This is a genomic window from Variovorax sp. E3, assembly GCF_016082275.1.
GTDB lineage: Bacteria > Pseudomonadota > Gammaproteobacteria > Burkholderiales > Burkholderiaceae_C > Variovorax.
On the sequence record NZ_MOWM01000029.1, the window covers coordinates 1 to 26,305 of the forward strand.

The 26,305-nt window shown below is 64.6% G+C and carries 25 protein-coding genes and 4 pseudogenes; 14 read left to right on the plus strand and 15 right to left on the minus strand.

Annotated elements, in window-relative coordinates; genetic code table 11:
* Positions 1-214, plus strand: a 214-nt coding sequence (locus tag BMG07_RS13000) for a cupin domain-containing protein (protein ID WP_198084919.1), incomplete at its 5' end; no start/stop codon positions are given.
* A gap of 232 nt (positions 215-446) precedes the next feature.
* On the opposite strand, the gene BMG07_RS13005 is transcribed toward BMG07_RS13000, so the two are convergent.
* Positions 447-800: a hypothetical protein gene (locus BMG07_RS13005; RefSeq protein ID WP_198084920.1), complete on the minus strand. Its 354-nt coding sequence runs from the start codon at positions 798-800 to the stop codon at positions 447-449.
* Positions 801-1,007: 207 nt separating this feature from the next.
* Between BMG07_RS13005 and BMG07_RS44855 the strand changes: the two are divergent.
* Positions 1,008-1,414: pseudogene (locus tag BMG07_RS44855) on the plus strand (tripartite tricarboxylate transporter substrate-binding protein).
* A 71-nt stretch (positions 1,415-1,485) separates the two neighbouring features.
* Here BMG07_RS44855 and BMG07_RS13015 read toward each other — a convergent pair.
* From BMG07_RS13015 to BMG07_RS13035, 5 genes are read right to left on the minus strand one after another with little or no spacing between them, the layout of a single operon-like run.
* A complete protein-coding gene (locus BMG07_RS13015; RefSeq protein WP_198084922.1) occupies positions 1,486-2,013 on the minus strand; it encodes a DUF4286 family protein in 528 nt (175 codons plus the stop codon).
* A gap of 14 nt (positions 2,014-2,027) precedes the next feature.
* Positions 2,028-2,555 (minus strand): carboxymuconolactone decarboxylase family protein, encoded by a 528-nt coding sequence (locus tag BMG07_RS13020; protein WP_198084923.1) that lies wholly within the window; start codon positions 2,553-2,555, stop codon positions 2,028-2,030.
* Complete coding sequence (locus tag BMG07_RS13025) at positions 2,555-3,511, minus strand: tripartite tricarboxylate transporter substrate binding protein (protein WP_198084924.1); 957 nt, start codon at positions 3,509-3,511, stop codon at positions 2,555-2,557. The genes BMG07_RS13020 and BMG07_RS13025 overlap by 1 nt, the downstream gene beginning before the upstream one ends.
* 36 nt (positions 3,512-3,547) lie before the next feature.
* A complete protein-coding gene (locus BMG07_RS13030; protein WP_198084925.1) occupies positions 3,548-4,348 on the minus strand; it encodes an SDR family NAD(P)-dependent oxidoreductase in 801 nt (266 codons plus the stop codon).
* A complete protein-coding gene (locus BMG07_RS13035; RefSeq protein ID WP_198084926.1) occupies positions 4,345-5,184 on the minus strand; it encodes an amidohydrolase in 840 nt (279 codons plus the stop codon). The genes BMG07_RS13030 and BMG07_RS13035 overlap by 4 nt, the downstream gene beginning before the upstream one ends.
* A gap of 70 nt (positions 5,185-5,254) precedes the next feature.
* Here BMG07_RS13035 and BMG07_RS13040 point away from each other — a divergent pair, with 70 nt between their 5' ends.
* Entirely contained in the window at positions 5,255-6,139 is an 885-nt protein-coding gene (locus BMG07_RS13040) for a LysR substrate-binding domain-containing protein (protein WP_198084972.1), read from the plus strand.
* Between the two features lie 124 nt (positions 6,140-6,263).
* On the plus strand, positions 6,264-7,121 hold the full coding sequence (locus tag BMG07_RS13045) for an alpha/beta fold hydrolase (RefSeq protein WP_198084927.1): 858 nt from the start codon (positions 6,264-6,266) through the stop codon (positions 7,119-7,121).
* A gap of 42 nt (positions 7,122-7,163) precedes the next feature.
* Here BMG07_RS13045 and BMG07_RS13050 read toward each other — a convergent pair whose 3' ends face one another.
* Entirely contained in the window at positions 7,164-7,910 is a 747-nt protein-coding gene (locus BMG07_RS13050) for an IclR family transcriptional regulator (protein WP_269758915.1), read from the minus strand.
* A 247-nt stretch (positions 7,911-8,157) separates the two neighbouring features.
* On the opposite strand from BMG07_RS13050, the pseudogene BMG07_RS13055 reads away from it, so the two are divergent.
* The 4 genes and pseudogenes from BMG07_RS13055 (at position 8,158) to BMG07_RS13070 (ending at position 13,476) form a co-directional block, all read left to right on the plus strand.
* Positions 8,158-9,164: pseudogene (locus tag BMG07_RS13055) on the plus strand (tripartite tricarboxylate transporter substrate binding protein).
* A gap of 20 nt (positions 9,165-9,184) precedes the next feature.
* Positions 9,185-9,985 carry an enoyl-CoA hydratase/isomerase family protein gene (locus BMG07_RS13060; protein ID WP_198084929.1) on the plus strand — a complete coding sequence of 267 codons (801 nt, stop codon included), beginning with the start codon at positions 9,185-9,187 and terminating at the stop codon, positions 9,983-9,985.
* 5 nt (positions 9,986-9,990) lie between these two features.
* Positions 9,991-12,084: an acetate--CoA ligase family protein gene (locus BMG07_RS13065; protein ID WP_374221273.1), complete on the plus strand. Its 2,094-nt coding sequence runs from the start codon at positions 9,991-9,993 to the stop codon at positions 12,082-12,084.
* A 58-nt stretch (positions 12,085-12,142) separates the two neighbouring features.
* Positions 12,143-13,476, plus strand: a pseudogene (locus BMG07_RS13070) (MmgE/PrpD family protein).
* Positions 13,477-13,616: 140 nt separating this feature from the next.
* On the opposite strand, the gene BMG07_RS44860 reads toward BMG07_RS13070, so the two are convergent.
* From BMG07_RS44860 to BMG07_RS13085, 3 genes are all read right to left on the minus strand, one after another.
* Positions 13,617-13,877: a type IV toxin-antitoxin system AbiEi family antitoxin domain-containing protein gene (locus tag BMG07_RS44860; RefSeq protein WP_374221274.1), complete on the minus strand. Its 261-nt coding sequence runs from the start codon at positions 13,875-13,877 to the stop codon at positions 13,617-13,619.
* A gap of 243 nt (positions 13,878-14,120) precedes the next feature.
* Positions 14,121-14,585 (minus strand): hypothetical protein, encoded by a 465-nt coding sequence (locus tag BMG07_RS13080; protein WP_198084930.1) that lies wholly within the window; start codon positions 14,583-14,585, stop codon positions 14,121-14,123.
* A gap of 356 nt (positions 14,586-14,941) precedes the next feature.
* Positions 14,942-15,259, minus strand: coding sequence for a type II toxin-antitoxin system ParD family antitoxin (locus tag BMG07_RS13085; protein WP_198084931.1), 318 nt, complete (start codon positions 15,257-15,259; stop codon positions 14,942-14,944).
* A gap of 820 nt (positions 15,260-16,079) precedes the next feature.
* Here BMG07_RS13085 and BMG07_RS13090 point away from each other — a divergent pair.
* Together BMG07_RS13090 and BMG07_RS13095 are read left to right on the plus strand one after the other, a co-directional pair.
* Positions 16,080-17,759 carry a bifunctional 3-(3-hydroxy-phenyl)propionate/3-hydroxycinnamic acid hydroxylase gene (locus tag BMG07_RS13090; RefSeq protein ID WP_198084932.1) on the plus strand — a complete coding sequence of 560 codons (1,680 nt, stop codon included), beginning with the start codon at positions 16,080-16,082 and terminating at the stop codon, positions 17,757-17,759.
* Complete coding sequence (locus BMG07_RS13095; RefSeq protein WP_198084933.1) at positions 17,756-18,829, plus strand: S9 family peptidase; 1,074 nt, start codon at positions 17,756-17,758, stop codon at positions 18,827-18,829. Before BMG07_RS13090 ends, BMG07_RS13095 begins: the two co-directional genes overlap by 4 nt.
* 883 nt (positions 18,830-19,712) lie before the next feature.
* Here BMG07_RS13095 and BMG07_RS13100 read toward each other — a convergent pair.
* The 4 genes from BMG07_RS13100 to BMG07_RS13115 form a co-directional block, all read right to left on the minus strand.
* Positions 19,713-20,312 carry a tyrosine-type recombinase/integrase gene (locus tag BMG07_RS13100; RefSeq protein ID WP_198084934.1) on the minus strand — a complete coding sequence of 200 codons (600 nt, stop codon included), beginning with the start codon at positions 20,310-20,312 and terminating at the stop codon, positions 19,713-19,715.
* Positions 20,313-20,475: 163 nt separating this feature from the next.
* Entirely contained in the window at positions 20,476-21,510 is a 1,035-nt protein-coding gene (locus BMG07_RS13105; protein WP_307866948.1) for a beta-propeller fold lactonase family protein, read from the minus strand.
* Positions 21,492-21,734 carry a hypothetical protein gene (locus tag BMG07_RS13110; protein ID WP_198084936.1) on the minus strand — a complete coding sequence of 81 codons (243 nt, stop codon included), beginning with the start codon at positions 21,732-21,734 and terminating at the stop codon, positions 21,492-21,494. Before BMG07_RS13110 ends, BMG07_RS13105 begins: the two co-directional genes overlap by 19 nt.
* A 259-nt stretch (positions 21,735-21,993) precedes the next feature.
* Positions 21,994-22,170 carry a hypothetical protein gene (locus tag BMG07_RS13115; protein ID WP_198084937.1) on the minus strand — a complete coding sequence of 59 codons (177 nt, stop codon included), beginning with the start codon at positions 22,168-22,170 and terminating at the stop codon, positions 21,994-21,996.
* A gap of 218 nt (positions 22,171-22,388) precedes the next feature.
* Between BMG07_RS13115 and BMG07_RS13120 the strand changes: the two genes are divergently transcribed.
* The 4 genes and pseudogenes from BMG07_RS13120 to BMG07_RS44865 all read left to right on the plus strand — a co-directional run bounded on the left by BMG07_RS13120 (position 22,389) and on the right by BMG07_RS44865 (position 25,151).
* Complete coding sequence (locus tag BMG07_RS13120; protein WP_198084938.1) at positions 22,389-23,504, plus strand: serine hydrolase; 1,116 nt, start codon at positions 22,389-22,391, stop codon at positions 23,502-23,504.
* The gene (locus BMG07_RS13125; protein ID WP_198084939.1) at positions 23,504-24,079 is read left to right on the plus strand and encodes a hypothetical protein; all 576 of its coding nucleotides are present in this window, start codon (positions 23,504-23,506) and stop codon (positions 24,077-24,079) included. Before BMG07_RS13120 ends, BMG07_RS13125 begins: the two co-directional genes overlap by 1 nt.
* 367 nt (positions 24,080-24,446) lie before the next feature.
* Positions 24,447-25,088: pseudogene (locus BMG07_RS13130) on the plus strand (IS3 family transposase); the annotation flags it as partial.
* A gap of 3 nt (positions 25,089-25,091) precedes the next feature.
* Entirely contained in the window at positions 25,092-25,151 is a 60-nt protein-coding gene (locus BMG07_RS44865; RefSeq protein ID WP_374221275.1) for an IS3 family transposase, read from the plus strand.
* Between the two features lie 72 nt (positions 25,152-25,223).
* On the opposite strand, the gene BMG07_RS13135 is transcribed toward BMG07_RS44865, so the two are convergent.
* A complete protein-coding gene (locus BMG07_RS13135) occupies positions 25,224-26,213 on the minus strand; it encodes an alpha/beta hydrolase fold domain-containing protein (RefSeq protein WP_198084940.1) in 990 nt (329 codons plus the stop codon).
* Between the last annotated feature and the right edge of the window lie 92 nt (positions 26,214-26,305).

A 26,305-nucleotide genomic window follows, 5' to 3' on the forward strand; every position in this document is an offset into this window, starting at 1 on the left:
ACCCGGGGCCCAGCCCTACGTGACTTTCCAGCATCCGGGCCTGAAGCTCATCTACCTGCTGTCCGGGTCGGTGACGTACCGCTACGGGTCCAGGGTGGTGTCGGCGAGGGCCGGGGACTCGCTGCTGTTCGATGCGACGGCGCTGCACGGGATCGAGGCGATTGGCGAGGAACCCGTACGCTATCTGTCGGTGGTGTTTACGCTGCGGGAGTGACTGTGCGGTGGTGAGGGTCGCATGGGGCTTCGGGCTGGCTCGCTGAGGAGCGTCGTTGCGTCGGGCTACTGCGCCACGTGAGCGCCGCTCACCTCAAGTTCGAGACGCACCAGCATCGCCGTCTGACCTGGATGAATCGCCGGCTTTCGCACCCCACTGGATCTTCTCGCGCGATGGCGGCGGTGCGGTGGGGGCACGCATGTATCGAGCGCCGATCGGGGCCCGGTCGCGTTCACACCTTTGCAGTGTTCCAGACGTCGCGCGGCGCTGGGCCGCTGCGCGCGCGGTGCGAGGCCGTTGCGAGACCTCGACCGAGCACGTCGGCCCAGTCCCGTGTGGCTGCGATGCCGAGGAAGGGGGCGAAGTCGTCGGCGTTCAATCCCGCGCGTCGCGCGGCTTCCTGGCCCATGTAGGCAGGACTCGAACTGCCGGTGGCGAGCGCGGCGCGCTCCGCTCGCCGGTGCACGAAACCCACCTTGAAGGCTCTGAGCAGGGTCTCGTTTTCTTCGTCCGACAGATCGATGGGCGCCTTGTCGCCCGCGCGGTATCCCCGCTGGAACATCTCTGGGTTGGCGGTGGCGTTCATTTTTCTTTCTTTTCTTTCTTTCGTGGGAGGGGTCGCGAGGGGCCATGCGTGGGGGCGCAAGTTCTCGCGGGCGGCGTTGCTCCGCGCGGGCGTGGCCGCCGGCAAGGGCGCATGCAGGAGGGGCAGCAGTTTAGCCGCGCGGTGCACGCGGGCTGGGCGCGCAGCCCGCCTGGAGGCGAGTTGCTGAACCGCGAAGCACGCATCGGGATGTTGCATGTCCCTTCCAAAAGAGGTGCGCCGGCGCTAGCCGATGTGATGGGCGGCCACGTGGCGGCCTACTTCGCCAACGCCGGCTCGGCGCTGGGCTACGGGCAGTCGGGGCAGTTGCGGGCTCTGGCAATCACTTCTCGCAAACGCATGGCCGCACGACCGCAGGCCCCCCCATTTCCGAAAGTGGTTTCCCCCACTTCGAAGTCCTCGAGTGGAACGGCTTTTTTGTGCCGAAGGGCACGGCGCAGGCCATTGTCGACCGCCTTTCATCCGAGATCCAAGCGGCAGCGCGAGACCCGAAGACGCGCGCTCGACTCGTCAAGTCGGGCGCAGATCCGGTGGGCGGGACGCCCGCAGAGTTCGCCACCTTCATTGCGGGCCCAACCCGGCACTGGGTCAACTGATCCAATCCGACAAGATCTCCGCCGACTGAATCGTCTTCGTCTTGATCGAACGCGAGTGAGTCGATCTCTGTTCAGCGCTTGAAGAACATGGTCCTTCGCGTATTGCGAAACGCAGGCCGAACCCGCGAGCTCCATGCCGTTGCGCGCACCGCCAGCCAAGCCGGGCTGTCGAGTGCGTCTGGACTTTCGAGGTCGTAGCAGGCGTAGTACCGGGGAGAGCCGGAAGCAACGACATAGCGCGCGGCCCGCACCGTTCCTTTGACGGCTGCCAGCCCGGGCAGATGCTCCTGCGCATACCAGGCGTTGAAGTCTTGCTCGAATTCCGGAAGTACGTCCGTCTCCACAACATAGTGGAACGAGGCCGCCAGGCCATGCGAAGCACCTGCGATCTCCTGCATGCAGTCAAGACGATGCCTTCCAGAGCCGCTGCACGGCAACGTATCGACCGGCGATACGTCGCCCGGCAGGTAGAGGTAGCTTGCGCCGCCGTCCACGGCCTGCCAGTGCCGGACTTGCGCAGAGCGCTGGCGCAGTTCGGCCATGAACGATTCATCGGGTGCGGCAGATGCGTCTCTCTTGAGCAGCCAAAGGTCTTGCATGGCTCGGCTCCGGTTCAGTGCGCGACGTTCAGCGCCACGAGGAGCCGTGACACCATGTTGTAGGCGGCCACAGTGGCCACGAGCTCCACGACGCCCTTGGCATCGAAGTGCCGCTGCACCTGCATCATGAGGGGCTGCGGAACCACGATCTGGCGGGTCATGGCGCCGGTGAGCTCCAGCACCAGGCGTTCCACCGGTGTGAAGACCTCCGGCAGTGCCTCGTCGCGAACGGCCGCGATCTTCTCGGGGCTGACACCCGCCTTCTGCGCGTGGGGCACATGCGCGTCGAACTCGAAGCTGGCGCCATTGAGCACGGCAACGCGAAGAATGATCAGTTCGCGCAGATCCGCCGGCACGCCGGTCTGCTTGCGCACGGCCGTGAGCAAGCGCTCCCAGCCCGAGGCGATCGGCTCGCTGTTGAGCAGCACCTGGTAGAGCAGCGAGACGCGGCCGCGCTCGGCCATGATGCGGGATTCGACGTCGGCCAGTTCGGGCATCGTGCCGGGCTGCACCAAAGGGACACGGATATGAGAGGTGGTCATCAATCGATCCTGATGTTCTTGTCTTGAATCAGCCTGGCCCACTTCTCGGTGTCGTGCTTCAGCAGCACGGCCAGTTCCTGGGGCGTCGATGGGGCGGGCTCGGTGCCCGCCTTGAGCAGCTTTTCGCGCACCTGCGGATCGGCCAGCGTGTTGCGCAGGGCCTTGTTGAGCGCTTCAACAACGGCCACCGGCGTTTTGGCGGGAGCAAACATGGCGTACCAGTTGTTCGTGTCCACGCCCTTGATGCCTTGCTCCTCCAGGGTCTTGACGTCCGGCAACGACGGCAAGCGCTTGGTCGACGCGACGCCAAGTGCCTTGAGACGGCCGCCTTGCACGTAGTTGAGCAACCCCGGCACATCGCCGAAGAAGCCGCGCACCTGCCCACCCATCAGATCGGTGATGGCGAGTGCTCCGCCTTTGTAGGGAACGTGCAAGAGCCTGGCGCCGGTGGCGTCTTTCAACTGCTCAATGGCCAGGTGCGGAATGCTCCCGATGCCAGACGACGCGATGGCGGTGGCTTCGGCGCGGCTTTTCGTTCCTGCCACGAACTCGGCGGCATCCTTCGAAGGTTCGTCCTGGTTCACGACCAGCAGTTCAACGTTGTTGACGACCACGGAGACAGGCGCGAAATCGCGCTGCATGTCATAGGGCAAGGTCTTGTAGAGCGCAGGGTTGATGGCAGCGGCGCCCACGCTGGTCAGCCACACCATGCTGCCGTCGGGCGGGGAGCGCATCACGCTGATAGCACCGATCGCGCCGTTCGCGCCCGGCTTGTTTTCGACGATGACGGTGCGCCCCAGTTCCTTGCCGAGCCGTTCCGCCATGATGCGCGCGACCAGTTCGACCGGTCCGCCCGGCGCGAAGGTGACGATGATGCGCACAACTTTCGGTTGGGCCATTGCGTGGGTCGTGAGGGAAAGGCCGAGCGTTGCGGCGAGAAGGAAGTGTTTGATCATGAATTTGTCTCCGTCAGGTAATTTGTTGGATTGAGTTCAATCGCAACGCGCGGTCATTCCGCCGTCCACGACCAGCTCCGTGCCGGTGATGAAGCGTGCCTCGTCGCTGGCCAGGAACAGCACGGCGCTCGCGGTGTCGCGGCCGTCGCCCATGAAGCCGAGCGGAATCCGCTTCTGGCGTTGAGCGAGCAGCGCTTCGACGTCACCGCCCGAGCGCTGCTTGGCCAGCCGCGTCTCGACCATCGGTGTATGCAACTGCCCCGGCACCACGCTGTTGACCCGCACACCCTTCGCGGCGTGTTGAACGGCAATGACGCGCGACATTTGAATGACGCCGGCCTTGGTCGCCGCATAGGCCACTTGTGCGCTGCCGGTCCAGCGCAGGCCCGAGGTCGACGAGATGTTGACGATAGAGCCAGCACCCTTGGCCAGGAGTGTGGGCAGCACGTGCTTGCAGGTCAGAAACACGCTTTTGAGATTGATGTCGATCTGCGAGTCCCAAGCGTCTTCGGCCAGTTCCACCGGCCCGCCAGCAGCAGAGCCTCCGACGTTGTTGACCAGGATGTCGATCGTGCCGTAGGCCTGCAGGCAAGCCGCCGCCATGGCTGCGACGCTGTCGCTGTCGGTCACGTCACAGACCCAGGGGGTGATCGAGGTCCGCGCCGCGCCGGCGAGCTCCAGGGTTTCATCGAGCCGCGCACGGTCGCGGTCGACCGCCAGCACCCGGGCGCCTTCTTCTGCCAGCCGCACCGCAATGGCGCGGCCGTTTCCCCAGCCGGCACCGACGCATCCGGCGCCGGTCACGATGGCCACTTTGTTCGCAAATCGCAAGCTCATGGGTTGTCTCCAAATTGATAAAGTCGTTCGGGGTTGCGCACGAGCAGGGCTTCGCGCGCGGCCGGGTTCGGCGCGATGGCGGCAATGAGATCGACCAGTTGCTGCTCGTCGGGGATGAGCCCGGCGTGATTGGGGTGAGGCCAGTCGTTGCCCCACAGCACGCGGTTGCCGAACTCCGCAACCAAAGTCCTGGCGAAGGCTTGTGCGTCCGCGTAAGGCGGGCCCAGGCGCGTGATGCGATCCATGCCGCTGACCTTCACCCAGAAGCGCTCGTCGGCCATCAGCTGGAGTAGCGCCTGGAAATTCGGCTGGTTCTGGCCGAGGGCCGCGTCGATCCGGCCGATGTGGTCAATCACCACAGGCGTCGGAGAGCGTCGCAGCGCCGGCGCCAGATCGGTCAGCAGGGCAGGGTCGCCGTGTATTTGCAGATGCCAGCCCAGCGGCGCGATGCGCGTGGCCAGTGCAATGACCTCTTCGATCGGCGTATGCCGGCCCAGATGCCCCATGAAGTTGAAGCGAACACCCCGGAAACCGGCCGCGTGGAGGCGTTGAAGCTCGGCATCCCGGACGTGCGTTGGCAACAGGGCAATGCCGCGATAGTCGCCGGGACGGGACGCCAAGGCGTCTTCTGTCACGCGGTTGTCGAAGCCGTGACAGCTCGACTGAACCACCACACAGCGCGACAGGCCCAGACGGTCGTTCAGCGCGTACAGGGCCTCCTTGGGTGCATCTTCCTTCGGAACGAAGGTGGCGCCGCGCGCATAGGGAAAACGTGAGCGAGGGCCGAAGACGTGGCAATGTGCGTTGCATGCCGCGGAAGGAAGTATCAATGTCATGCCGCGAGTGTTGCAACCCGTCAAACGCGACGATACGGTGATACAGCTATATCAGCTATGCTGGTCTGCTATGGAACTGCGGCAACTTCTTTACTTCGTGACGGTGGTCGATGCTGGCAGTCTCAGCCGAGGTGCCGTGGTCCTCGATCTCGCTCAGCCCAGTCTGAGCAGACAGATCGCGCTCCTCGAAGCCGATCTCGGGCAACGGCTGCTCGTGCGAACGGGGCGGGGCGTGGTGCCGACCGAAGCAGGGGAGGCCTTGCTGGTTCATGCCCGCGCGATGCTCGATATTTCCCGGCAAGCGCGCGACGCGTTGCGCGACATGGATGAGAGCCCTGCCGGTCGAATCATCGTCGGCATGCCACCCCGTGTGGCGTTGGGGCTGAGCACGCCGCTTGTTCAGCGATTCAGAGAAAGGTTCCCACGCGCCGTGATCACGGTGCTTGAAGGACTGAGCGTGGCACTGCGCGAGTCGTTGATTGCGGGAAGACTGGATCTTGCGCTTCTGTTCGACCCTGGGGCCTCACCTCAGTTGACGTTCCAGCCGCTGATGCGAGAGAAGCTGCTCCTCGTCGCACCGCCTGCGAGCCGATTGCCGGCCAAAGTAAGCTTGGCCGCGTTGGCGAACTACCCGATGGTGCTGCCGAGCGCACCGAATGCGATTCGCCATTTGCTCGACTCCGTGTTGATTCCGCGTCGAATCCAATTGCAGGTTCTTGCAGAAGTCGGAGCCGTCCAGACCGTGCTCGCGTTGGTGGCGACGGGTGTTGGATGCACGATCCTGCCGGAAAGCGCACTCCGGGCGAGCGGCAACGAGACGCTGCGGCATGCGCCCATCGGTCCACCCACGATCTGGAATGCACTGGTACTGGCGACGCCGGTGGCGCGTCCCGCGACGCGCTTGACACGCGGGACCGCGCAGCTCTTGCAGGAACTCGATTTCCGTCGGCGCTAGCTGGGCCAGGCCTGCGACCGGGGAGTCCAGGCGGGCCAGCTCAAAGGAGCATAGCCAGTAGACATAGCTGATATAGAAGCAAAGCGCTTACGAGTGCGGGTATCGCGATGCAGACTTCGCCACCATGTTCACCGAAACCCAATCAAGTCCTGCTGCCGGGCCGCTTTCGCAAAGCAAGCTGGTCTCGTACCGGCCGAGACACGCGAGCGCAGATGTCCAGATCGAGTTCAACGACGAGGGTACGGGGCCCGTGATCTGCATCCTGCCGTCACTGGCACGGTCGGGGCGAGACTACGACGTTGTTGCAGCCCACCTCACAGCATCGGGCTTTCGCGTGATTCGGCCCGAGCCGCGCGGCATCGGTCGCAGCAAGGGGCCGATGGAAGGGCTCGATCTGCACGACCTCGCGGGCGATGTGGCCGCAATCCTCGACAGTGAGAAAGTCGGTCCGATCGTGATCGTCGGCCATGCATGGGGCAGCCAACCCGCCCGCATGCTGGCCGCGGATCGTCCCGACCTCGTACGCGGCGTCGTCATGGCGGCGGCCTCGGCCGGCAAGCTTCCGCCTGGCTCGACCGAGAAGCCCTACAGCCGGTTGCGCAATGAAATCGATGGCGCGGGCGACCTCTCCCTGTCGGAGTCCCGAAGGCTCGAGTGCCTTCGCAGGGCTTTCTTCGCGCCGGGGCACGATCCCAGCGTGTGGCTTGGTGGCTGGTTTCCCGAGGCCCACGATGTACAAGGCCGCGCGCGGGAGATCACCCCGGTAGATGACTATTTCTCCGCAGGCGACCGAGTACCTATCCTCGACCTTCAGGCCGAGCATGACGCCGTGGTCATCCCCAACATCATGAAGCCGATGCTGGGCGATCGCGTCACCGTCGAGATCGTTCGCGACGCCGGGCATGCCATGGCACCTGAGCAACCGCGTGCGATGAGCGATGCAATTGCGTCTTTCGCCCGCAAGCTGTATCTCGCGGCCTGAGCGACGACCAGGTTCGCGCTCAGGGTCAAGCCAAAGGCCCGCTCAGCCGGATGCCAGAAGAGCGGCGGTCGCTTTCTCCCCCAGGGACAGCAGGGGGCCACTGAGTTCCTGTTCCACATCGGCCATGTGGGCTGCCGTGGCAACACTGACATTGAGCACATAAATCGGGCGGTCCGCCAGCACGATCGGCGCCGACAGTGCGATCACTTCCGGCTGCCATGCCGCGCTGCAGTAGCCGCGCTGCGCGACGCTCAGCTTCGCGGACTGGATCTCGTCTCGCAACCGGCCCCATCCGGTGGGGCGTCTGCTGCGGAACTGTGCCAGCAGCGCTCGCCTCGTGGATTCCGGAGCGACCGCCAGATAGGCGCGGCCCAACGACGTGAGCTCCATCGGCACCCGCTGACCTGCAACCACATGGCGCAGCGCAACGCGGCGGTTGTAGCGAACGGATTCGAGGTAGACCATTTCGTCGCGGTCCGGCACCGCCAGGCCGACGTTGATATGCATCTTTTCGGCCAGCGCGCGCATCAGCGGGGCGACGGTATGGAGCACCGGCGAGCCCGCGCGCATCGCATGCGCCAAGCTCAAGACATGTGCAGCAAGACGGTAGGCCCGGTGGGCGCGATCGTGCTCGAGCAAGCCGGTTTCCACCAGCGTTTGCGTCAGGCGGCTCACGGTGGCGCGAGACAGTCCCGTGCGTTCCGCGATCTCGCCGTTGCCGAGCAGATCGGCGCCTGGCCTGAACGCCCTGAGCACTTCGACACCGCGCACGAGCGACCGGTTGAGCATCGGGTCTTCGTGGTGTGAGCGGCGCGTTGTTGCAGGAGGCGTTTTTGACATGGTTCGCGGATGGAGTGGGGGCTGAGACCCGGGAAGGGGGCACTTCGCAGCGTATCACCTGTTTCCACCTGTTGGAAATCAGGGGGTGTGCGAATCGCTTCGCAAACCTAAGCTTCACCCATTCGACGAGCAACGCAGTCAATGCGGCCGTCGACGGGGCTTCTCGTACTTCCCTTGTCAAACTGGAGACAAATTCATGCAGATTACGCCGACCTTGGCTCGCGCCAAGCGCGCCATCTTTTTCTCTTGCGCCACTGTGGCGGCAAGCCTGTTGGCCTTTCCCGCTTCCCCCGCCTTCGCGTCCTTTCCGGACAAGGCCGTGAAGATCGTGGTGCCGTTCGCGCCGGGCGGCGGCACGGACCTCGTGGCGCGCACCATGGGCATCACCATGGGCCAGGAACTGGGCCAACCGGTGATCATCGACAACAAGCCTGGTGCAGGCACCCTCATCGGAACCGACACAGTCGCCAAGAGCCGGCCCGACGGCTACACGCTTGTCATGGCGACCGTCGCGCACGTGGTGAATCCAAGCCTTCTGTCAAAGCTTCCCTACGATTACGAGAAGGCGTTTGCGCCTGTCATGCTGGTGGGCATTTCGCCGAACGTGCTCGTCGTTCGCACTGAAAGTCCTTACAAGTCCGTGGGCGATGTCATCGCCGCCGCCAAGGCCCATCCCGGAAAGCTCTCGTTCGCATCGCAGGGCGCAGGCACCTCCGCCCACCTCGCGGGCGAACTCTTCAAGAACCTCACCAAGACCGAGATGACGCACATCCCTACCGGGGCGCCGGTCCGGCCATCACTGATTTGCTGGGCGGCCAGGTCGATGTCATGTTTGCCACGGCAGCCGCAGTCGGCACGTTCATCGAAAGCGGCAGGCTGCGGGCGCTGGCCGTGACCACCGCGCGGCGCTCCACGGCGCCCTCGCTTGCCAAGGTGCCGACCGTCGCGGAGAGCGGCGTGCCCGGTTACGTGGCGGACAGCTGGTATGGGCTCTACGCGCCGGCCGGAACGCCACGCGACGTGATCCTGACGCTGAACGCTGCTGCGAGGAAAGCCGTCCAGACCGAGGCCTTCCGCCAGCGCGTGGAAAGCGAGGGCCTCGTGATCGACGCGGGTTCGCCGGAGGCGTTCGACCAATACGCCAGGGGTGAGGAAGCCCGCTGGCGCAAGGTCGTCAAAGAAAACCACATCACCACCGACTGAGGCCCGAGGGGCAACACACCATGACTGAAAAACTGATTGAGCTCGACATCGTCGACGGCGTTGCCACGCTGTGGTTGAACCGCCCCGAAAAGCGCAATGCCATGAGCGACGCCATGCGCACCGAATTCATTGCGGCCCTGGAACACGTGGCGAACGACAAGGCGATTCGCGCCCTGGTGCTGACGGGCAAAGGCAAGGGCTTCTGCGCCGGCGGCGACATCGCCGGCATGGAGCGCCGGATGCAAGCGCCTGCGGGCGAGGTTGGCTTCAACGGTTGGAGCCGCCAGCAACGCGTGCACCACACGCAGTCGCTGCTGCACACCATGCCCAAGCCGACCATCGCTGCCGTCAATGGCGCTGCTTCGGGCCTGGGTGCCGATACGGCGCTCGCCTGCGACTTCATCATGGCCTCGGATGCGGCGAGCTTCACCTGGTCCTATATCAACCGAGGCATCATTCCAGACGGCGGCGGCATGTACTTCCTGCCCCGCCGCGTCGGCTTGACCAAGGCGAAGGAGCTGATCTTCAGCGGCCGCAAGGTCGAAGCCGAAGAGGCGCTTCGTCTGGGCATCGCCGATCGCAAGGTCGATGCGGACAGCCTGGTTGCGCAGGCACAGCGCTGGGCCGCCGAGATGAGCCATGGCTCCGCCACGGCGCTGGCCCTGGGCAAGACCATCCTCAACCAGAGTTTCGAGTTGTCGGCCCATCAGGTATTTGCCCAAGGTAGCCAGGCCCAAGGCATTTGCTACACCAGCACCGAGCACCGCGAGTCGGTGATGGCTTTCCTGGCCAAGACCGCCGCCCCGGCCGCCAAGGAATGAACGCCATGAGCGCCATGAACGCCATCTCCCGACTCCTCAAGCCACGCAGCGTCGCCGTCATCGGTGCATCGGGCGACGCCACCAAGACTGCTGGCAGGCCCATCTCGTACCTCGTGAAGCATGGCTTCTTGGGTGAGATCTATCCGGTGAACCCGAAGGCCGATCGCATCGGCGAGCTGACCTGCTATGCGGACGTGGCTTCGCTGCCGGCGGTGCCTGACGTGGGCATCGTTCTGCTGGGAGCCGAGCGCGCGCACCTGGCGGTGCGCGACCTGGCCGCCCGCGGCACCGCGGCAGCCATCGTGCTGGCCAGTGGCTACACCGAGACCGGTGAAGAGGGGGCGCGCCGCCAGCGGCAGTTGATGGAGGCGGCCGGGTCCATGCGCATCCTGGGGCCGAACACCATCGGCCTGGTCAACCTCACCGACAACATCGTGCTGTCGGCCTCGGGGGCGCTGGAGATGGCGCATTTTCCCGTCGGTGGCGTCGGCGTGGTGTCGCAGAGTGGCGGCATCCTCGGCTCATTGCTGTCTCGCGCTGCGGTGCGCGGCATCGGCCTGTCCAAGCTGATCTCGACCAGCAACGAGGTCGATCTGGAGCTGGCGGACTTCATCGATCACCTCGCCGAAGACGAGGCCACGAAGGTCATCGCGCTGTACGTGGAGACGGTGCGCAATCCGCAGAAGTTCCGCGCTGCCGCGCTCAAGGCAGCCCGCGCGGGCAAGCCGGTGGTCGCGTTCAAGATCGGCCGCTCCGAGGCGGGCGTCAAGGCTGCGGTGTCGCACACCGGCGCGCTGGCCGGCGCCGACCGCATGTACGACGCACTCTTCAGGCAGGTGGGCGTGATCCGGGCCCAGACATTCAATGACCTGCTGGACATTCCCGCCGCACTGGCCACCGGCCGCAAGCTGCGCGGCAACCGGGTCGCGATCTTGACCTCCACCGGCGGCGCCGGGACGCTGGTGTCGGATGACTTGGGGTTGTCCGGCTTCGATACGCCCGCCCCCGATGCCGCGACGGCCGAAGCATTGCGCGCGCTGCAGACCGGCGACCACGCCGTGCTTGATCGAAACCCGATCGACGTGACCCTGGCAGGCCTGCGGCCTGACCTGTTGCGCGGCGCCATCGACGTGCTGCTGAAGAGTCCCAGTTATGACGCCTTGACCATCATCGTCGGCTCGTCCAGCCTGGCCATGCCCGAATTGATGGCCGGTGCGATCCAGGACTGCCTGCCGACTTCGGACAAGCCCGTCATTGCCTACGTGAGCCCGCATGCGCCGGAAATCAGCGCGCTGTTGACCCAGCGCGGCGTCCCTGCCTTTGCTGCGGCGGAAAGCTGCACCGCCGCGCTTGGTGCCATGCTGCGGGCCGGCCAATGGCAAGACCCCGGCGATCCGACGGCCGCCGCGCGTCCGGTCGCGGTGGGTGATCTGCCGGCGGGCTCGCTCGACGAGGCACAGGCCAAGCAGCTCTTCAGTCGCTTCGGTGTGTCGTGCGCGCGCGAGCTTGTCGTGACCACACCCGCAGAGGCCGAGGTAGCCGCGCACGAGCTCGGCGGTCGGGTCGTGCTGAAGATCCTGTCCGCCGAGATCACGCACAAGAGCGACGTGGGTGGGGTCGCCGTGAACCTCACGCCCGAAACAGTGGGCACGCGCCTGCTGGCCATGGCCTCCGAGGTCGAAGCCAAGGCCGGCATGAGGCCGAAGCGCTTCCTGGTGCAGGAAATGGTGGGCGGGGGTACTGAACTGATCCTCGGCACGCACCGCGATGCGCTGGGCACGGCCATCCTGCTGGGAATGGGCGGCATCACCGCCGAGCTGTTCAAGGACACGGCGATGCGGCTTCTGCCGGCGCAAGGAGGCCTGAGCCGCGATGAGGCGTTGGGCATGGCCCGGGAGTTGAAGACATGGCCGCTGCTGGATGGCTTTCGCGGTCGGCCCAAGGCCGATGTCGAGGCGCTGGTGACGGCCATCGTCGCTTTCTCGCACATGGCGGCCCAACTGGGCGACCGTCTGCTCGAAGCCGAGATCAACCCGGTGTTCGTGCTGCCGCTGGGGCAAGGCGTGCGTGCGGCCGACGGCGTGGTCGTTCTCGCCTGAACGCTTGCACGCGAATGGCCAAATGAAGAAATTGACCCTTTGAATCAGGAGAACCCGGATGCATGCAACGGAAGTATTTGCGCGGTACGCGGGCGAGTTTTACCGACAGCCACTCCATGCGGAGGTCGTACATCACGCCAAGCGGGCAGTGATCGACTGGTACGCATCACTTTTCCCAGGCCTGGATGCGACACCCGTGCGCCTGTTGGAGCAAACCCTGGCCGACGACCTTGATCGGGGTGGCGCATTCCTGGCGCAAGGCGCCCGGCCACCGCGCGTGCGGCTGCGCTCATCAACGGCACGGCTGCGCATGCCGCAGAGGTCGATGACAGCTTTCGCGAGGCCATGTACCACCCGGGAGCCGCCACCATCGCGGCTGCACTGGCCGCAGGGCAGGACTTGGGAGTCTCAGGACTTCAGTTTCTGCGCGGCGTGGTGCTCGGCTACGAGGTGTCCACACGGATTGGCGTGGTGATGGGCCGGTCGCACTACAAGTTCTGGCACAGCACGGGGACGGTGGGCAGCTTCGGTGCCGCCGCTGCTGCGGGTGGGTTGATGGAACTCGATGAAGCGGCCTTCGCGCATGCGCTTGCCACCGCCGCAACCTTCACGTCAGGCCTGCAGCAGGCGTTTCGCATGGACTCGATGTCCAAGCCGCTGCATGCGGGGCGTGCGGCCGAGGCGGGCCTTTTCGCGGCTCAGTTGGCGCGTCGGGGCCTGACAGGCTCGCTGGATGTCCTCGATGGTGAAGCAGGGCTCGGCCAGGCCATGAGCAACGGTCCGGATTGGTCGCAGGTCGGCGCGACGCTGGGGCAGGACTTTCACATCACCCGCCTGACGTTCAAGAACCATATCGGCTGCGGCCACACATTTCCCGCGGTCGATGGCGCGCTTGCGCTGCAGTCGATGCACCACGTCGCGGTCGAAGACATCGTCCGCGTTCGTGTCGGCACGTACCGCCCCGCGCTGGACATTGCCTGCTACGAGCGGCCGGCCTCCGCCAACGAGGCACGCTTCAGCCTGAAGTACATGGTGGCGTCGGCCCTTGTGCATGGCAGCGTACGCATGGCGGCCTTTGAGTCGGCGCGTCTCGAGGATCCCGCAACCCGCGCCCTGATGGAGCGCATCGAGGTCTCGGTGGATCCGGCGCTCGACGCGGCGTTTCCGGGCCAGCGCGCCGCACGCATCGAAATCGATACCGCAGACAGGCGTCGACTCAGCCATCTGCAGCCCAACCGGAAGGGCGATCCCGAGGAGCCGCTCAGTGACGCCGATCTAAAAAGCAAGTTTCTCGAACTGTCCACGCCGGTGATCGGTGCCATGCGGGCGCGTGTGCTTCTTGAGCGGCTTTGGCGTCTGGAGAGCGCGAGCAGTCTTGCATACGAATCCTGATAGGGCAGGGGGCGCTGAGTGCACAACTTCGTGCCGAGCGCCTCAATGATCGGGTGCATTGATGGCGTGAATCAAGCATCGATCCAGTGCACAAGTGCGGTCGATACGAGCCGCGAATGACGGCAGCAACGCAAGCGATTTTATTGATGTCCGGATGCCGCATATGGACTCGTTGACCGCGCCTTGATTGCACGGCAGCCCCAATGCCATGGCACATCGCGTGCAAAGGGCGCACGCTGCGCATGCGTGAAGTCACGACGCTCGAGCCTGGCTGCGGCGACCAGCCGGCTCAGCGCCATCGTAGGAAGGCCGTGCTCCGCGAGATCGCGCGCGCGCAGCAACGGCCGCTGTTCGGCCAGTGCCAGCACGGCTTGTTCGAGTGCCGAGATAGGAGGCCCCATGCCGGAATACGTTGCATTTATTAGTTATTTGTCTATATAAAGAAATAAGAAATGCAACCGCGCTTCGCCGTGCGGGGCTTATTCCCAATTGGCCGCAGGGCTTTTTTTGGTCCTGTACGCGGGATTTCGGCGGCGGTGGGCGCGCGGGGCGTGGGAGGGGGGGCGCTGGTTACAAGGCCGCTCCTCGCCCGAACAGAATCTGCTCGGCCGCGGCGCGCGCCAGAACGCGGCCCGCACCGACGCTCAAGGGGCAGCTTGCGGCGCTTTCGGCGACGGAGCGAACACCAAGGGATCCACATCACCCTCCGCCAGCGCTGCAGCAGCGTCGGCGAACGAGGCACCGACCACCACCCATGTCTCTGGGGACGCCTGAGCAAGAGCGATGGGGTCCACCTGTGCGACGACTCTCAGCAGCCTGATCGCTGACGGATTGACGATGGAGCGCGACACGAATGGCCCGCTTTGCCAGGGGAATGCTTGCAAGCAATGGGGATGCGCAACGAAATCAAGCGTCAAGCAGCCCCCCTCGAGGTGGCGCTCGACCCAGGCATCCGACTGCAAGACGTACCACGCGTCGTTGCTTTCGTAGCTCGAGGACCCGAGGTGTTCAACCGCGTGTTCCTCGACAGAGGCTGTGGGATCAATCAACACAACCACCACGCGTGAGTCGGGGGCATCTGGATGAGCAATGAGCGAAACCAAGGCCATGCAAGTCTTCTTTTGGGTGTGAACAAACGGAAAGAGCTGGTGCACCGGGCGTCATCTTGACGCAGTGATGAAGCTTCGCTGCCACGTTGGGGCGCCAACGGGGGGCGGCAATAGACGATCACGTGGTCGCTGGGCAGCTTCCATGAACGCAGGCGTGGCATCGCCGGTTCGGCCTCCAGGCGCGGCGAGCTCGCGTCCGGGTTGCGCTGGATGAGCTGGTCGGCCTCCTGCAGTTCATTCACAAAGCCTTGGCGCGGTCGGCGCTTGCATGGTGACCGCGTCGTCCAGGATCGCGGCGGTGATTTGCGTACTGGCACACGGGCGGACAGGAATCGCTTGGCGCCCTTGCCTCGCGCTCAAGTCGCCTTCCTTCTCACCGCCTTCGTGGGTGCAGCCTTGGCCTTGCGTGGCGCGGAAACCTTCGACGCGCGCGCGTTCTGCGCGTCAAAGTGTGCGATCTCCGCGCGCAATCCGTCGAAGTGCGCGGGCGTCCACTCGACCGCGGGCCCGGATTCGAGGCCCGCAAGGATGGCCGTTCGAAACTTCGCCCGCGCCCAGTTCCGCCGAACGAGGTCCTGCATGTATTCGCCGGCGTTTCCGTCACGGCGATCAGCGGCCTGCGCGTCCACGAACGCCTTCATCTCGTCTGGAAGAGAAATGTTCATCGTCGTCATGAACGACGTTGTACCGCGCGATGGCAAACTTTGCCATCGTCTGCATCGCGCCTGCAGCCTTGGCTGAGGCGCCCCGGTGCCCCTGTTCACTGATGTGCAGCGCGGAGTGCGGCTTCGGTCGATCTTCATTTTTGGGGGCGGATTTCTTTACGGGGAATGAAACCGTGATTCCTTGGAAATCAACGGTTTGAAAGTGTCTTTGGGTTCGGTCCGACGGCCAGGGCGCGAAGTTGCCGCTTTGCTGAGCATTTGCTCGGCGGGCCATGCCGGCGCGTGACTGGCCAAGTCAAGCAACCGATCGAAGACCGGCGCGTGGCTCGTCCCGGCCGGCGCCGTTTGCGCCGAACCGCCGCCAAGGCCGCCCCGTCTGCGCCGAGGGCAGGGCGCCGATGGGGGCGTCCAGAAGATGGAACTACTGATCGCGTGGGTCGAGTGCTGGCCGGGTCGCGAGCGGGGCGACGGTGATGTCCAACACCCGCGGGATCGTGTGAGGCGTTCCAGCCCCTGAGGACTTGCACGAGAAGTTCGATCTGTCCGTGGCGTTCCGGGGCCAAGGATTCTTCCATCTACAGGAAATGAGATTTCATGTTTGGCTCTTTTTCCCCGCTCAGTGACGGTTCATCATTCGCCCATTGAGGGCCGGCTTGCCAAGCGGGCTTGTTCCCCGAGGCTGATCCTTGCAAGCCGGTCACCGTCACTGGCGACTGCCCGTGCTGGAACCTGCAGACCGCCGGTCGCACAGGGGAGCGCAGTGCAGCTGAAGGCCTTCGATGCCGTGAGACCCGACTGCATCCTTAAAAAATATCCCAGGAGACAAACAATGAATTTCCCTTCAGCCCCTACACAGCAAGGCGCGCCAGCTTCCTACGACGTGGCGGTGATCGGCTACGGCCCGACCGGCCTGGTGGCCGCATCCTTGCTGGGGCAGGCCGGCCACCGGGTCGTGGTCGTCGAACGCTGGCCCACCATGTACGGCCTGCCGCGCCTGACGCACATCGACGGCGAGGTTGCGCGCATCGTGCAGGCGTGCGGCAATGTCGAGCAAGCCATGCGGGATTCCATCCCGCTGCACACCTACCACTACGTGAATGCCGCGGGTGAACTGCTGCTGGAACTGGAGTGGAAGGGCAAGCAATGCGGCTACGCGGCGCACAACTCGATCTACCAACCCGACATCGAGGACGCCATTCACGACCGCGTGGCCACGCTGCCCAACGTCGAGCTGTTGCGCGGTTGGGAGGCCGTGTTCCTGAAGCAGGACGCCGAAGGGGCGACAGTGGCCATTCAACGCACGAACAGCGGAAAGGACAACTCGCCCGAGGCCCGGGATGGGCAATGGGCCGAGCCCGCGCGCACCTTCACTGCCCGCTACGTGATTGGTGCCGACGGCGCCAACAGTTTCGTGCGCCGCGCGCTGGGCATCGAGCGCAACGACTACGGGCAGAAGCACCGCTGGCTGAATCTCGATTCCGAGAACACATCGGACGCGGCCGAACGCTTCAAGCGCACCACCATCTTCTGTGACCCGGCACGCGGCCACATGTACATGCCGATCGGCGACAACCGCACACGCTTCGAGGTGCGCCTGCTGGACGGCGAAAGCATCGACGAATGGGAAGACCCGGCCAAGGGTTGGCGCTGGCTGAACGAGAAGTACGGCGTCGGGCCGACCGACTTCAAGTTCCTGCGCAATGTGGTCTACACCTTCCAGACACGCATGGCAGAACGCTGGCGTGAAGGCAATGTGCTGTTGGGCGGCGACGCGGTTCACGCCATGATGCCCTACATGGGGCAGGGCGCCTGCTCGGGAATGCGCGACGGGATCAACCTGGCCTGGAAGCTGGACCTGGTACTCAGCGGCCGCGCCGCGCCCTCGCTGCTGGACAGCTACGAGGCGGAGCGCCGCCCGCATGCACAGCAGATCATGGAGATGTCGCTGTTCCTCGGCCAGGTGACCAATGAGGACGACCCGCACAAGGCCGCTGCGCGCGACGAGGCCTTTCGCACCCACACCATGCCACCGATGCCGCCCTTCCCGAAGGTGGAAAACGGCGTGCTGCACCGCGAGGCCGACGGCAGCCTGCTGCCTTCCACGGGCGTGCCGGGGCCGCAGGCCGTCGTGCGCCACGGCGATGCCGAAGGCCTTCTGGACGATGTCGTGGGCCGTGGCTTCCTGCTGGTGACGCTGCAGGACCCCGCGCCTTTTCTGAGCGCTGGCCAAAGAGAATTCCTGACTCGACTGGGCTGCCGCAACGTGGTGCTGACGCACGAACAAGTGCCGGGTGCGGTCGTCGAGTTGGACGGCGAGATCTCCCGGTTCATGGCCGAACACGGCCTCCAGGCCTACATCGGTCGTCCGGACTTCGTTGTCTTCGGCTCCGCGCCGCGCATGGAAGAACTCGCGGTCCTGGTGGACGATCTGCGTCTCAAGCTGCACTGGCTCGAAGGTGATGAGTCGGGCGGGCGGGCCTCCTCGGTTCCCGCGGAGCAGCCCGCATGAGCGGCGCGCCATCGTCCTCCGCCACGCTGGCTTTCCAGCGAGCCATGCCGATGACCCGGCTGCTGGACTGCGGGATGGACTTCGCCGATGCCCAGAGCCTCTTCCAGCGCACGAGTGCCGGCGAGGCCTGGGACCAGGTGGCCGACGCGCTGGCGCAGACGCAGCTGGATCGCGCCCGCCAAGCCGCGGCGGCGGGACATCGCGTGACGGCCACAGAGGCGCAAGCTGCGGCGCTGGCGGACCTGCTGTTCGCCCAGATGGCTTTCAATCACGACATCCCGCGCAAGCGCGCCCTCTACAGCCAACTGGCCATGGCGACGCGCCAGCTGTGCGAGTGGTCCGAGGGGTGCATGCAGCGGGTCGAAGTTCCCTTCGGCCCCAGCCATCTCGTCGGCTGGCTGGTGCGGCCACGTGCGGCACCAGCGCGCGGCACGGTGTTGGTGTTCGGCGGCCAGAGCGGCTGGGGCGTGGCCTATCTGCCCGTCGCCCGCGCTCTGGCTCGACGCGGGCTGGCCACTCTCCTGGCCGAAGGGCCGGGCCAGGGCGAGACGCGCCTGAACCAGGGCATCCATGTCGACGTGGACATGGAGGCCGCCTACAGCCAGTTCGTGTCCTTCATCGCGAGCGATGCCTCGCTCGGCGCAACCGGCATCTGGGGCAACAGCGTCGGAGGCCTCTGGGCGGCGCGGACGGCCGCTGCCGACGCGCGCATTCAGGCCTGCTGCATCAACGGCAGCCTGGCTGCTCCGACGCTGTTGCCCTTTCGGACCTTTGCGGAGCAGGCCGCGGCCATGCTTGGCACCGATGACGAGCGGGCCATCCAGCAGAACTTCGAGCGCATGCGCTTTCGCTCGGAGCGGGATCGCATCGCCTGTCCTTTGCTCGTGCTGCACGGGGGGGCCGACCCGTTGGTGCGCCTGGAAGATCAGCAACCCTTTCTCGACGCCGCAGTGAATCCCGATGTCACGCTTCGCGTGTGGGACGACGGCGAACACACGATCTACAACCACGCGGCAGAGCGGACGGCATTTGTCGCAGACTGGTTCAGCGACAGGCTTGCGCGAAGTTGACTTCGTGGCACTTCGAGCGAAACGCAGCCTTGAGCCAGGACGCGTCGAACCACCGATTTCGGAATTCAGCTGCTGAATTCTCCCGATTGCAAGGAGGCACGATGGCACGTAGTAGTTGCAGGTATGGACACGCACACAGCCGTTGATAGACCATGGACATAGAAATCATAGCGTGCGGCCTCGTGACCATCCACTCGCGCTGCAAGCCGGTGGGCTCGCCCTTGATTCCCTATGCGTTGAATGCCGCCAAGATTTGACCCGGCTCGCGCAGTAATTTCCGTTTAAGTCGTGACCTACGTGCAGGTTCTCGCCGACCTGCCGTCGTTGCTGGGCCGTGCGTGCAAAGCGGACAAGCCAGCGAAGTTGATGCATTACAGGAGATGCATCCGATCGAGCAATGCGCGATGCTTCGGTGGCCGCACGAGAAGGTTTACTTGGGCGCACAGCTGACGCCGCCCACCCATCTTCGACAAACTTGCGCAAGTGATCCACGGTAGAACACCCACCTTGATTCCAAGGATGCAGATCATGGAGGCGAGCACCTTCGATTCGCGCGCACACGTCGAATCTGGGATGCGACAAATTCAGACGCTTCTCGTCCATGAATAACAGCCCAGTCGCGCGCCGTTTGCCGACGCACAGGGCCTCGCGCTACCCCTGTCGATGAGGGCATGTTGCAGATTTTCCTGCCGTGGCCGCGAGACCGATGAGGGAAGCCCGTTTAGCCGCCTTCGCGGCAGGCCCGCTTCAGACTGGTTGCTGTCAGTCGGCGCGGCCCGCTGAATGTCTGCTGTGCGCCGCAGTCGAGCCATCCGGCAGCGCATTGATCCGCCTCACCGCCGCAGCAAGGCGGACGGATCTGCGCTGCTCAATCGACGCTCGCTCAGATTTCAGCCTGCTCCGAGATCTCCAGGGCGTCATCCACCTCGATGCCCAGGTATGTGACGGTCGATTCGAGCTTCGAGTGGCCGAGCAGCAACTGCACCGCGCGGAGGTTCCTCATCCGCTGGTAGATCAGCGTCACCTTCGTCCGTCGCATCGAGTGCGTTCCGTAGTCAGCGGGATCTAATCCAAGCTCTCTGACCCAGCCACCAAGAATCCTAGCGTACTGCCGGGTGCCGAGGCGCGGCGAGTCGTGCATTCGGCTCGGGAACAGGAAGTCGTCCGATCGCAGGCCGGTGCGGTGGATCCACGCATGGACAGCCTCTCGGGTTCCAGTCGTGAGCTCGAACTGCACCGGACGCTGAGTCTTGTGCTGCATCACCGTCGCCCGTGGCGCAACCTGCTCCCCATGGCAGACATCCCTGACCTTCAGGCTGACAAGATCGCAGCCGCGCAGCTTGCTGTCCAGGCCCAGGTTGAAGAGAGCCAGTTCGCGCACTCGGCCCTCCAGTTGCAGCCGCACCCGCAGCGCCCAAATGTCCTTGAGCTTGAAAGGCGCCTTCTGGCTATCTGAATAGTAGATTCTTGGTCGCCGCTTCATCTGCAACACTCCTTCCGCCTATGCGGTGGTTAGTGTGTTGCATCGACCGGTTGAATCCGCCGCCAAAAGCGGGCGTTCGCCGGCGGCGAATACGGCGCAAAGCTGCACCGGCCGGCCTACTGGGCCGCATTCGTGCTCTACGGGGCCTGATCCAGAGCCCGCGCTACTTCGTGAGCGCGAAGAACTGCGGCCCGTTGGCTCCGGCCGCGTGCGCGGTTTGCAAAGTGAGCGCGCCGGTGCTCCGGTCGATCGTGAAGATCGAGATCGTGCTGTTGCCTTGGTTCGCCGTGTAGGCGAACCGGCCTGTGCGATCCACGGTCACGGAGTTGGGCGTGTTGGCGCTGACGGAGAACGGCTGGCCCGGCACTGCCGTCAGCGCGCCGGTTCGTGGGTTGATGGCGTAGGCCGAGACGTTGTTGGAGTTCCTGTTCGCAACGTACACGAAGCGTCCGGTCGGATCGATGGCCATGCCAAAGGGCGTGTTGCCGGAGGGCACCGAGCCGATCGAAGTCAACGCGCCCGTGGTCTGGTCGATGGAATAAGCGAGCAGGGTGCCGGGGTTGTTGCCAGCGCTCACGTAGACGAAACGTCCGCTGGGCTCGGCCGCGACGTCGACGAAGCCGCCGACCGGCAGCGCGACCGACACGGGCGGCGAGATCGGAACGCCGGTGCTTTGATCCAGGCGGAACACCTCGATGGACGTGACATTGGGCACGAACGCGAATCGCCCGTCGGGATCGAAACCCAGCTTGCGGCTGTTGCCACCGTTCACGGCCACGGCCGTGCTGCCGTCGAGGTCGCCCGTGGCGGCGTCGATATTGAGCCGATGGATCTGCCCATCGCCGATCACGTAGGCAAAACGTCCCTTGGGTTCGACGCCGACAAAAACCGGGCTCGCGCCGACGCCGGTGGTGATATTGAGGTTCTGCGACAGCGTACCGGCGGGGTCGATGGTGTACTGGGCGACGCCTTCGGTCCCGGTGTAGACGCTGGCGTAGAGTTTTTTCCCCGAGGGATGCGCGGTCACGTGCTGGGGTCTGCCTGCCAAGGGGTACGAGGTGGCTGCCGACAAGCTGCCATCCGGAGAAACGGTGTATGCAGTCACATTGTCCGCCCCCTCGTTGGCCGCAAAGCCGAAACGATCGGCTCCGACCTCCGAGCAATTGACCGTCACCGAGCTCACCGCCGCCCCCGCCACCGTCCCGAGGCCCGTTTCGCAACACAGACCTGCAGCGCCGTGGGCTGCGTCTTCACAGTCACGCCGTAGTCGGCACCGTCGTCCAGCGAAGTGGCGAAGCTGAAGCTGCCGTCGGCTCCTACGGCCAGGTCGTCACCTGCGTTGTTCTGCAGCACCAGCCCGCTGCCTGCCAGGCCGGTGACAGTGCCGCCGATGGTGAACTTCGGCGCGCCCGGGGGCGGCACAGGGGGAGGAGGCGGTGGCGGTGCGTTGCCTCCGCCGCCGTTGGCCGTAGGAAAGGGCACAAAGGAGAAGCCTCCGCCCCCGCCCCCGCCGCACGATCCAAGCATCAAGGGCACGACGATGGCCAGGGCGAGACTCAGACGGGTGCGCGAGGGCAGTGGCGGCATTTTTTTACTTTAGGAAACAAATGTGGCGGCGATGTTATCGGGACGCGCTTTCATTTGCACGCCCCGCGGCTGGCCGCCTGCTTCGCACGACGACTCAGATCCAGTTGAATTCAGCCACTTCGTCCAGCGGCGCACGTTCCGTCTGCAGCGCGCCGAGCGGCTTGCTGCGGTGCACATGCCCGATGGCCATGCCGATGAACAGCAACCGCTGCGGTGCCCAAGGGTGCGAGGTCAGGCCGTGATTCAGCAGGAGCGATTCGCGCTTTTGCATACCGGAAACCGTCGGCTCACTCGTCTCAGCAAGGAAGACGGATCGAATCGGGCTGAAGCGCCCATGTGAACGTGCCAGTGAGGGCCGGTACGACGCATCGGGTGCGAAGCAGCGCGGCTGGGCGGCACCGGCGCAGGGGCGAGAACGCGGCCCGGGCTTCCCTTTTGCATCCCTCTTCGACTTCTCCACACTGCGCCCACCTCCCATGCGACCGCGACATGCCCTCTGCCATCCCTCCCACTTCGACAGACATTCCAACCGGCCTGGCAGCCGTCGACGCCTTGCTGCAACCCTTCAATCGCGGCGACGGACCCGGCCTCGTCGTCGGCATCGCGCGCAACGGCAAGACCCTCTATCGCCGTGGGCTCGGGCTAGCGAGCATCGAGCACGGCATCGCCAACACGCCGCGCACTCGAATGCGCATCGGCTCGACGTCCAAGCACTTTGCCTGCTTGGCCGCGTTGCTGCTGGCAGAGGAAGGCAGGCTTTCCATCGACGATTCGATCCATGCGCATTTGCCGGAACTACCGCGGCTGTCCAAGGTCGCGCCCACGCTGCGCCAGCTGATGAACCACACGAGCGGCTGGCGTTGCCACATCGCTCTGTCGTGCAGTAGCAGCGGCGACGCTGTTCAGCCCAAGGGCGCGGGCCTGGCGTTGCTGACGCGGCAAGGCGAACTCAACTTCGATCCAGGCACCCGCATGCTCTACTGCAATGGTGGCTATCACCTGCTGACGCACGTGATCGAACGCATCAGCGGGCAGCGCTTTGAAAGATTCCTCGCCGAGCGCATCTTCGAACCGCTAGGCATGCACGACACCGAGTCGGTGCCGAGCGATTTCGACATCAAGCCCGGCATGGCCACGCTGTACCAGGCCTTGCCCACGGGCGCCGCAGGAAGCGACGCCGAATGGCGGCGTGGCATCTTCCCTGTAGAAGACATTGGCGGCGAGGGCGCGATCGTCTCGACGGTCGACGACATGCTGCGCTGGATCGCGCATCTGCGCGGCAGCGACAAGCGCGTAGGAAGTGCTGCGAGCTGGGCGCAGATGACGGCGCCGACAGTGCTCGTCGATGGCGCGGTCACATCCTACGGGCTTGGGTTAATGCGGCATTCGTACCGGGGCGTCGAGGTCGTCCGCCATGGCGGGACGGTGATCGGCGGCACGTGCCAGATGCTCACGGTGCCGGCGCATGCGCTGGACATCTCGATCATGACCAACGGCGCCAAGACGTCACCGCGCGCGCTGGCGTGGAAGATTGTCGATGCCTTGTTGGCGGCGCATCTCGGCCCACCGCCCGCGTATGTGCCTCGGCGGAGCGCCCGGCGCTGATGGACCAGCCCTACTATTCGCCCGCCACGGGTGTGCTGGTCCGCTTCGGCGATGCGGAAGGTCGGCTCGGGCTGTCATGGCTGGGATCGCCGCCCATGCCATTGCGATCGGAACTCGGCCGGCTGTCGCTGGCGAGCGAGGACAGCATGATGGCGCCGATCAGCATCAAAACGACGGGCCTAGACGGCGACGTCGCACCCGCCTTCATCACGCTCACCGTGGGCGGTTCGGTGCATCGGTTCGCACACATGAATGCGCCGGCTCCAAGTGCGGCCGATCTCGCGCCGCAGCTGGAGGGGCGCTATCGCGTGCCCGACATGGATGCCATGGCATGCATCGTGCACACGGGCGACACGCTGCGGCTGCACGTCCAGGGCCCGTACGGCAGACGCACCTTGCGGTTGCAGCCACTTTCGACGGATCTGTTCATGATCGCGAGCGACGGCCAGCCATCGTCCACGCCCACCGTCGGGGTGATCCGCATAGATCGCGACGCCGACCGGGTCTTAGGCTTGCGCCTGGAGGAGGGACGCACCCGTGGACTGCGCTTTATCCGCGAGTACCCGGATGCATGAGGATTACTATCCGCACCCCCGACCTGACGAGCGGGCGCAAGAGCGCGCGATGGTCGCCAACCTATCCGCCTTGTGAAGTTTTCACACCTGCGTGGCTCACTTTGTCGTTACGTTCTCCAGCGACGCTGTAGGTGGGCCCCAGTTCCAAGACGACGAGCTTCCCGTACCCGCGCGCGAAGGTCCACAAGGCGCCCGCAAGAAAAAAAAGAGCTTGATGAACCATGAACGACTCCTTGGAAGCAGGCCGAGCGACTATGGATGAACAGCTCTTCCGGAGACGCGACCTGCACAAATCGGTGCGTGGCCTTCTGAGATCTTATGCAGCCACCGCCCTTTTCGATTAGCTTCCGGATGAGCCGTTACCGGGGACAGGCATGCCCGCCTGAAGGCGAGCATCAAGGCTGTTTACGATCTGCACAAGGGCCGCTACGGCTATCGACGCGTCACCGCACAGCTTCGCCAGGCAGGTCAGGTCGTGACCCACAAGACCGTGCAGCAGCTGATGAACAACCTTGGCTTGAAGTCACTGGTGCGCCCGAAGAAATATCGATCGTTTCGCGGCGAACACGCCTCATCGCCCAACGTGCTCAATCGTCAGTTCGATGCGCCACGGCCAAATGAAAAATGGGTGACTGACGTGACCGAGTTCAATGTCAGGGGCGACAAGCTCTACCTTTCACCAATCATGGACCTTTACAACGGGGAAATCGTGACCTACGAGATGCATACACGTCCGCTGTACTCCCTCGTCGGAAACATGCTCGACAAGGCATTGCGCAAGCTAAATGGGCGGCACGACGGGCTGCTTCTGCACTCCGATCAGGGATGGCACTATCAGATGCCTGCCTATCGCAAACAGGTCCGCGAGCATGGGCTGACGCAAAGCATGTCTCGCAAAGGCAATTGCCTGGACAACGCCGCGATGGAGAGCTTCTTGGGAACGCAATCTGAGTTCTTCTACCTCAACAAGTTCGGTAGCATTGAAGAACTGAAGGCAGGCCTACGTCGCTAAATCTACTACTACAACTATCGACGCATAAAGCTCAAACTGAAAGGTCTGAGTCCGGTGTAGTACCGAAATCAGACAATGATCTGCTAACTTCAACTGTCCAACTTCTGGGGGCCAGTTCAAAGCCTCGGCGATTCATCTTGCAAACAGGCAGTCGCCCAATGTGTGCGTAGCCTTAGATTGGTAGCCGCTCGCCGAGGAATGCTGCAATATCGCCCACGCAATCGGACGCACGCTCGACGGTACTGCTGAAGCCGAAGAACAGGTGGGACATGCCCGGGTAAACTTTGTAGGCGTGCAGCCGACCGGCTTTCTCCATTCGTTGGGCAAGAGCAGCGGACGCGTCCCGAAAACGTCGTACTCGGCCGCAGCAAGAAAGGTCGGGGGCATCAAGGACGCATCGGCTAGCAGCAGATTTGCACGTGGATCGTCCCAATCGCTCTCGCGCGGCAGGTATTCGGTGAACATTGGCGCCACTTCAGCCGCAGACGGAAACAGGCCCACGTCGCCATAGTTACGCATCGACTGGCTGTTCGGGTCGGCCCCGAAGGCGCCCGCGACCGCGACCGCAGCGCCCAGCCAAGGTGGGCCGCCGAGCACGACGGCAGCGCCGAAAGCCACCACGGCTCCTGCCGACGTACCGCCCAAAGCGATGCGTTCAGTACTGATACCCCAAGAACCGCCGTTCAGATGCAGCCATGTCAGCAAGGCCGCTGTCTCCTCCACCGCCAATGGAAAGACGTGTTCTGGTACGTGCAGGTAGTCCGCACTTATCACTACACCGCCCCAAGCCTGCGCCAATTCACGCATTTGTCGGTCGTTGGACCACTCGTCGCCGACCCGAAAGCCTCCGCCGTGCAGGTAGACGAACACCGGAAGGGGACGGTCGGAGGCATGCGGCCGGTATACGATGACCGGGATGTCGCGCATAGTTCCTGGGATGGTGCGCGCCTCGTGTGGAACAGCGGGACCGCCTTGGTTCCAGTGACGGCGACTGCGTGCGGCGTGTTCGCGTACGCCGTCCATGCCCGGAGCCGGCCGCCCGAACAGATCCGATAATTCGGCCGCTTCGATGAGGGCGGCACGCAGTTGTGCGTCGATTTCGCAAGATGGAGAAGTGTTCATGCGGTTACGGATGGTTTGTGGGGCGTTGACTGGGCGGCGGGCGTGATAGTCCCTCGACACATGCTGACCCAATGCAACGAAAGCCCGAGCGC

Coding starts and splice junctions, on each gene's coding strand:
- BMG07_RS13040 (WP_198084972.1), top strand. CDS start 5,255: ATGGAACTGCGGCAACTTCTTTACTTCGTGACGGTGGTCGATGCTGGC.
- BMG07_RS13100 (WP_198084934.1), bottom strand. CDS start 20,312: ATGAAGCGGCGACCAAGAATCTACTATTCAGATAGCCAGAAGGCGCCT.
- BMG07_RS13045 (WP_198084927.1), top strand. CDS start 6,264: ATGTTCACCGAAACCCAATCAAGTCCTGCTGCCGGGCCGCTTTCGCAA.
- BMG07_RS44860 (WP_374221274.1), bottom strand. CDS start 13,877: ATGGGGCCTCCTATCTCGGCACTCGAACAAGCCGTGCTGGCACTGGCC.
- BMG07_RS13015 (WP_198084922.1), bottom strand. CDS start 2,013: ATGCAAGACCTTTGGCTGCTCAAGAGAGACGCATCTGCCGCACCCGAT.
- BMG07_RS13025 (WP_198084924.1), bottom strand. CDS start 3,511: ATGATCAAACACTTCCTTCTCGCCGCAACGCTCGGCCTTTCCCTCACG.
- BMG07_RS13030 (WP_198084925.1), bottom strand. CDS start 4,348: ATGAGCTTGCGATTTGCGAACAAAGTGGCCATCGTGACCGGCGCCGGA.
- BMG07_RS13115 (WP_198084937.1), bottom strand. CDS start 22,170: ATGCAAAAGCGCGAATCGCTCCTGCTGAATCACGGCCTGACCTCGCAC.
- BMG07_RS13035 (WP_198084926.1), bottom strand. CDS start 5,184: ATGACATTGATACTTCCTTCCGCGGCATGCAACGCACATTGCCACGTC.
- BMG07_RS13095 (WP_198084933.1), top strand. CDS start 17,756: ATGAGCGGCGCGCCATCGTCCTCCGCCACGCTGGCTTTCCAGCGAGCC.
- BMG07_RS13125 (WP_198084939.1), top strand. CDS start 23,504: ATGGACCAGCCCTACTATTCGCCCGCCACGGGTGTGCTGGTCCGCTTC.
- BMG07_RS13050 (WP_269758915.1), bottom strand. CDS start 7,910: ATGCTCAACCGGTCGCTCGTGCGCGGTGTCGAAGTGCTCAGGGCGTTC.
- BMG07_RS13020 (WP_198084923.1), bottom strand. CDS start 2,555: ATGACCACCTCTCATATCCGTGTCCCTTTGGTGCAGCCCGGCACGATG.
- BMG07_RS13090 (WP_198084932.1), top strand. CDS start 16,080: ATGAATTTCCCTTCAGCCCCTACACAGCAAGGCGCGCCAGCTTCCTAC.
- BMG07_RS13005 (WP_198084920.1), bottom strand. CDS start 800: ATGAACGCCACCGCCAACCCAGAGATGTTCCAGCGGGGATACCGCGCG.
- BMG07_RS13085 (WP_198084931.1), bottom strand. CDS start 15,259: ATGACGACGATGAACATTTCTCTTCCAGACGAGATGAAGGCGTTCGTG.
- BMG07_RS13065 (WP_374221273.1), top strand. CDS start 9,991: ATGAGCGCCATGAACGCCATCTCCCGACTCCTCAAGCCACGCAGCGTC.
- BMG07_RS13120 (WP_198084938.1), top strand. CDS start 22,389: ATGCCCTCTGCCATCCCTCCCACTTCGACAGACATTCCAACCGGCCTG.
- BMG07_RS13135 (WP_198084940.1), bottom strand. CDS start 26,213: ATGAACACTTCTCCATCTTGCGAAATCGACGCACAACTGCGTGCCGCC.
- BMG07_RS13080 (WP_198084930.1), bottom strand. CDS start 14,585: ATGGCCTTGGTTTCGCTCATTGCTCATCCAGATGCCCCCGACTCACGC.
- BMG07_RS13060 (WP_198084929.1), top strand. CDS start 9,185: ATGACTGAAAAACTGATTGAGCTCGACATCGTCGACGGCGTTGCCACG.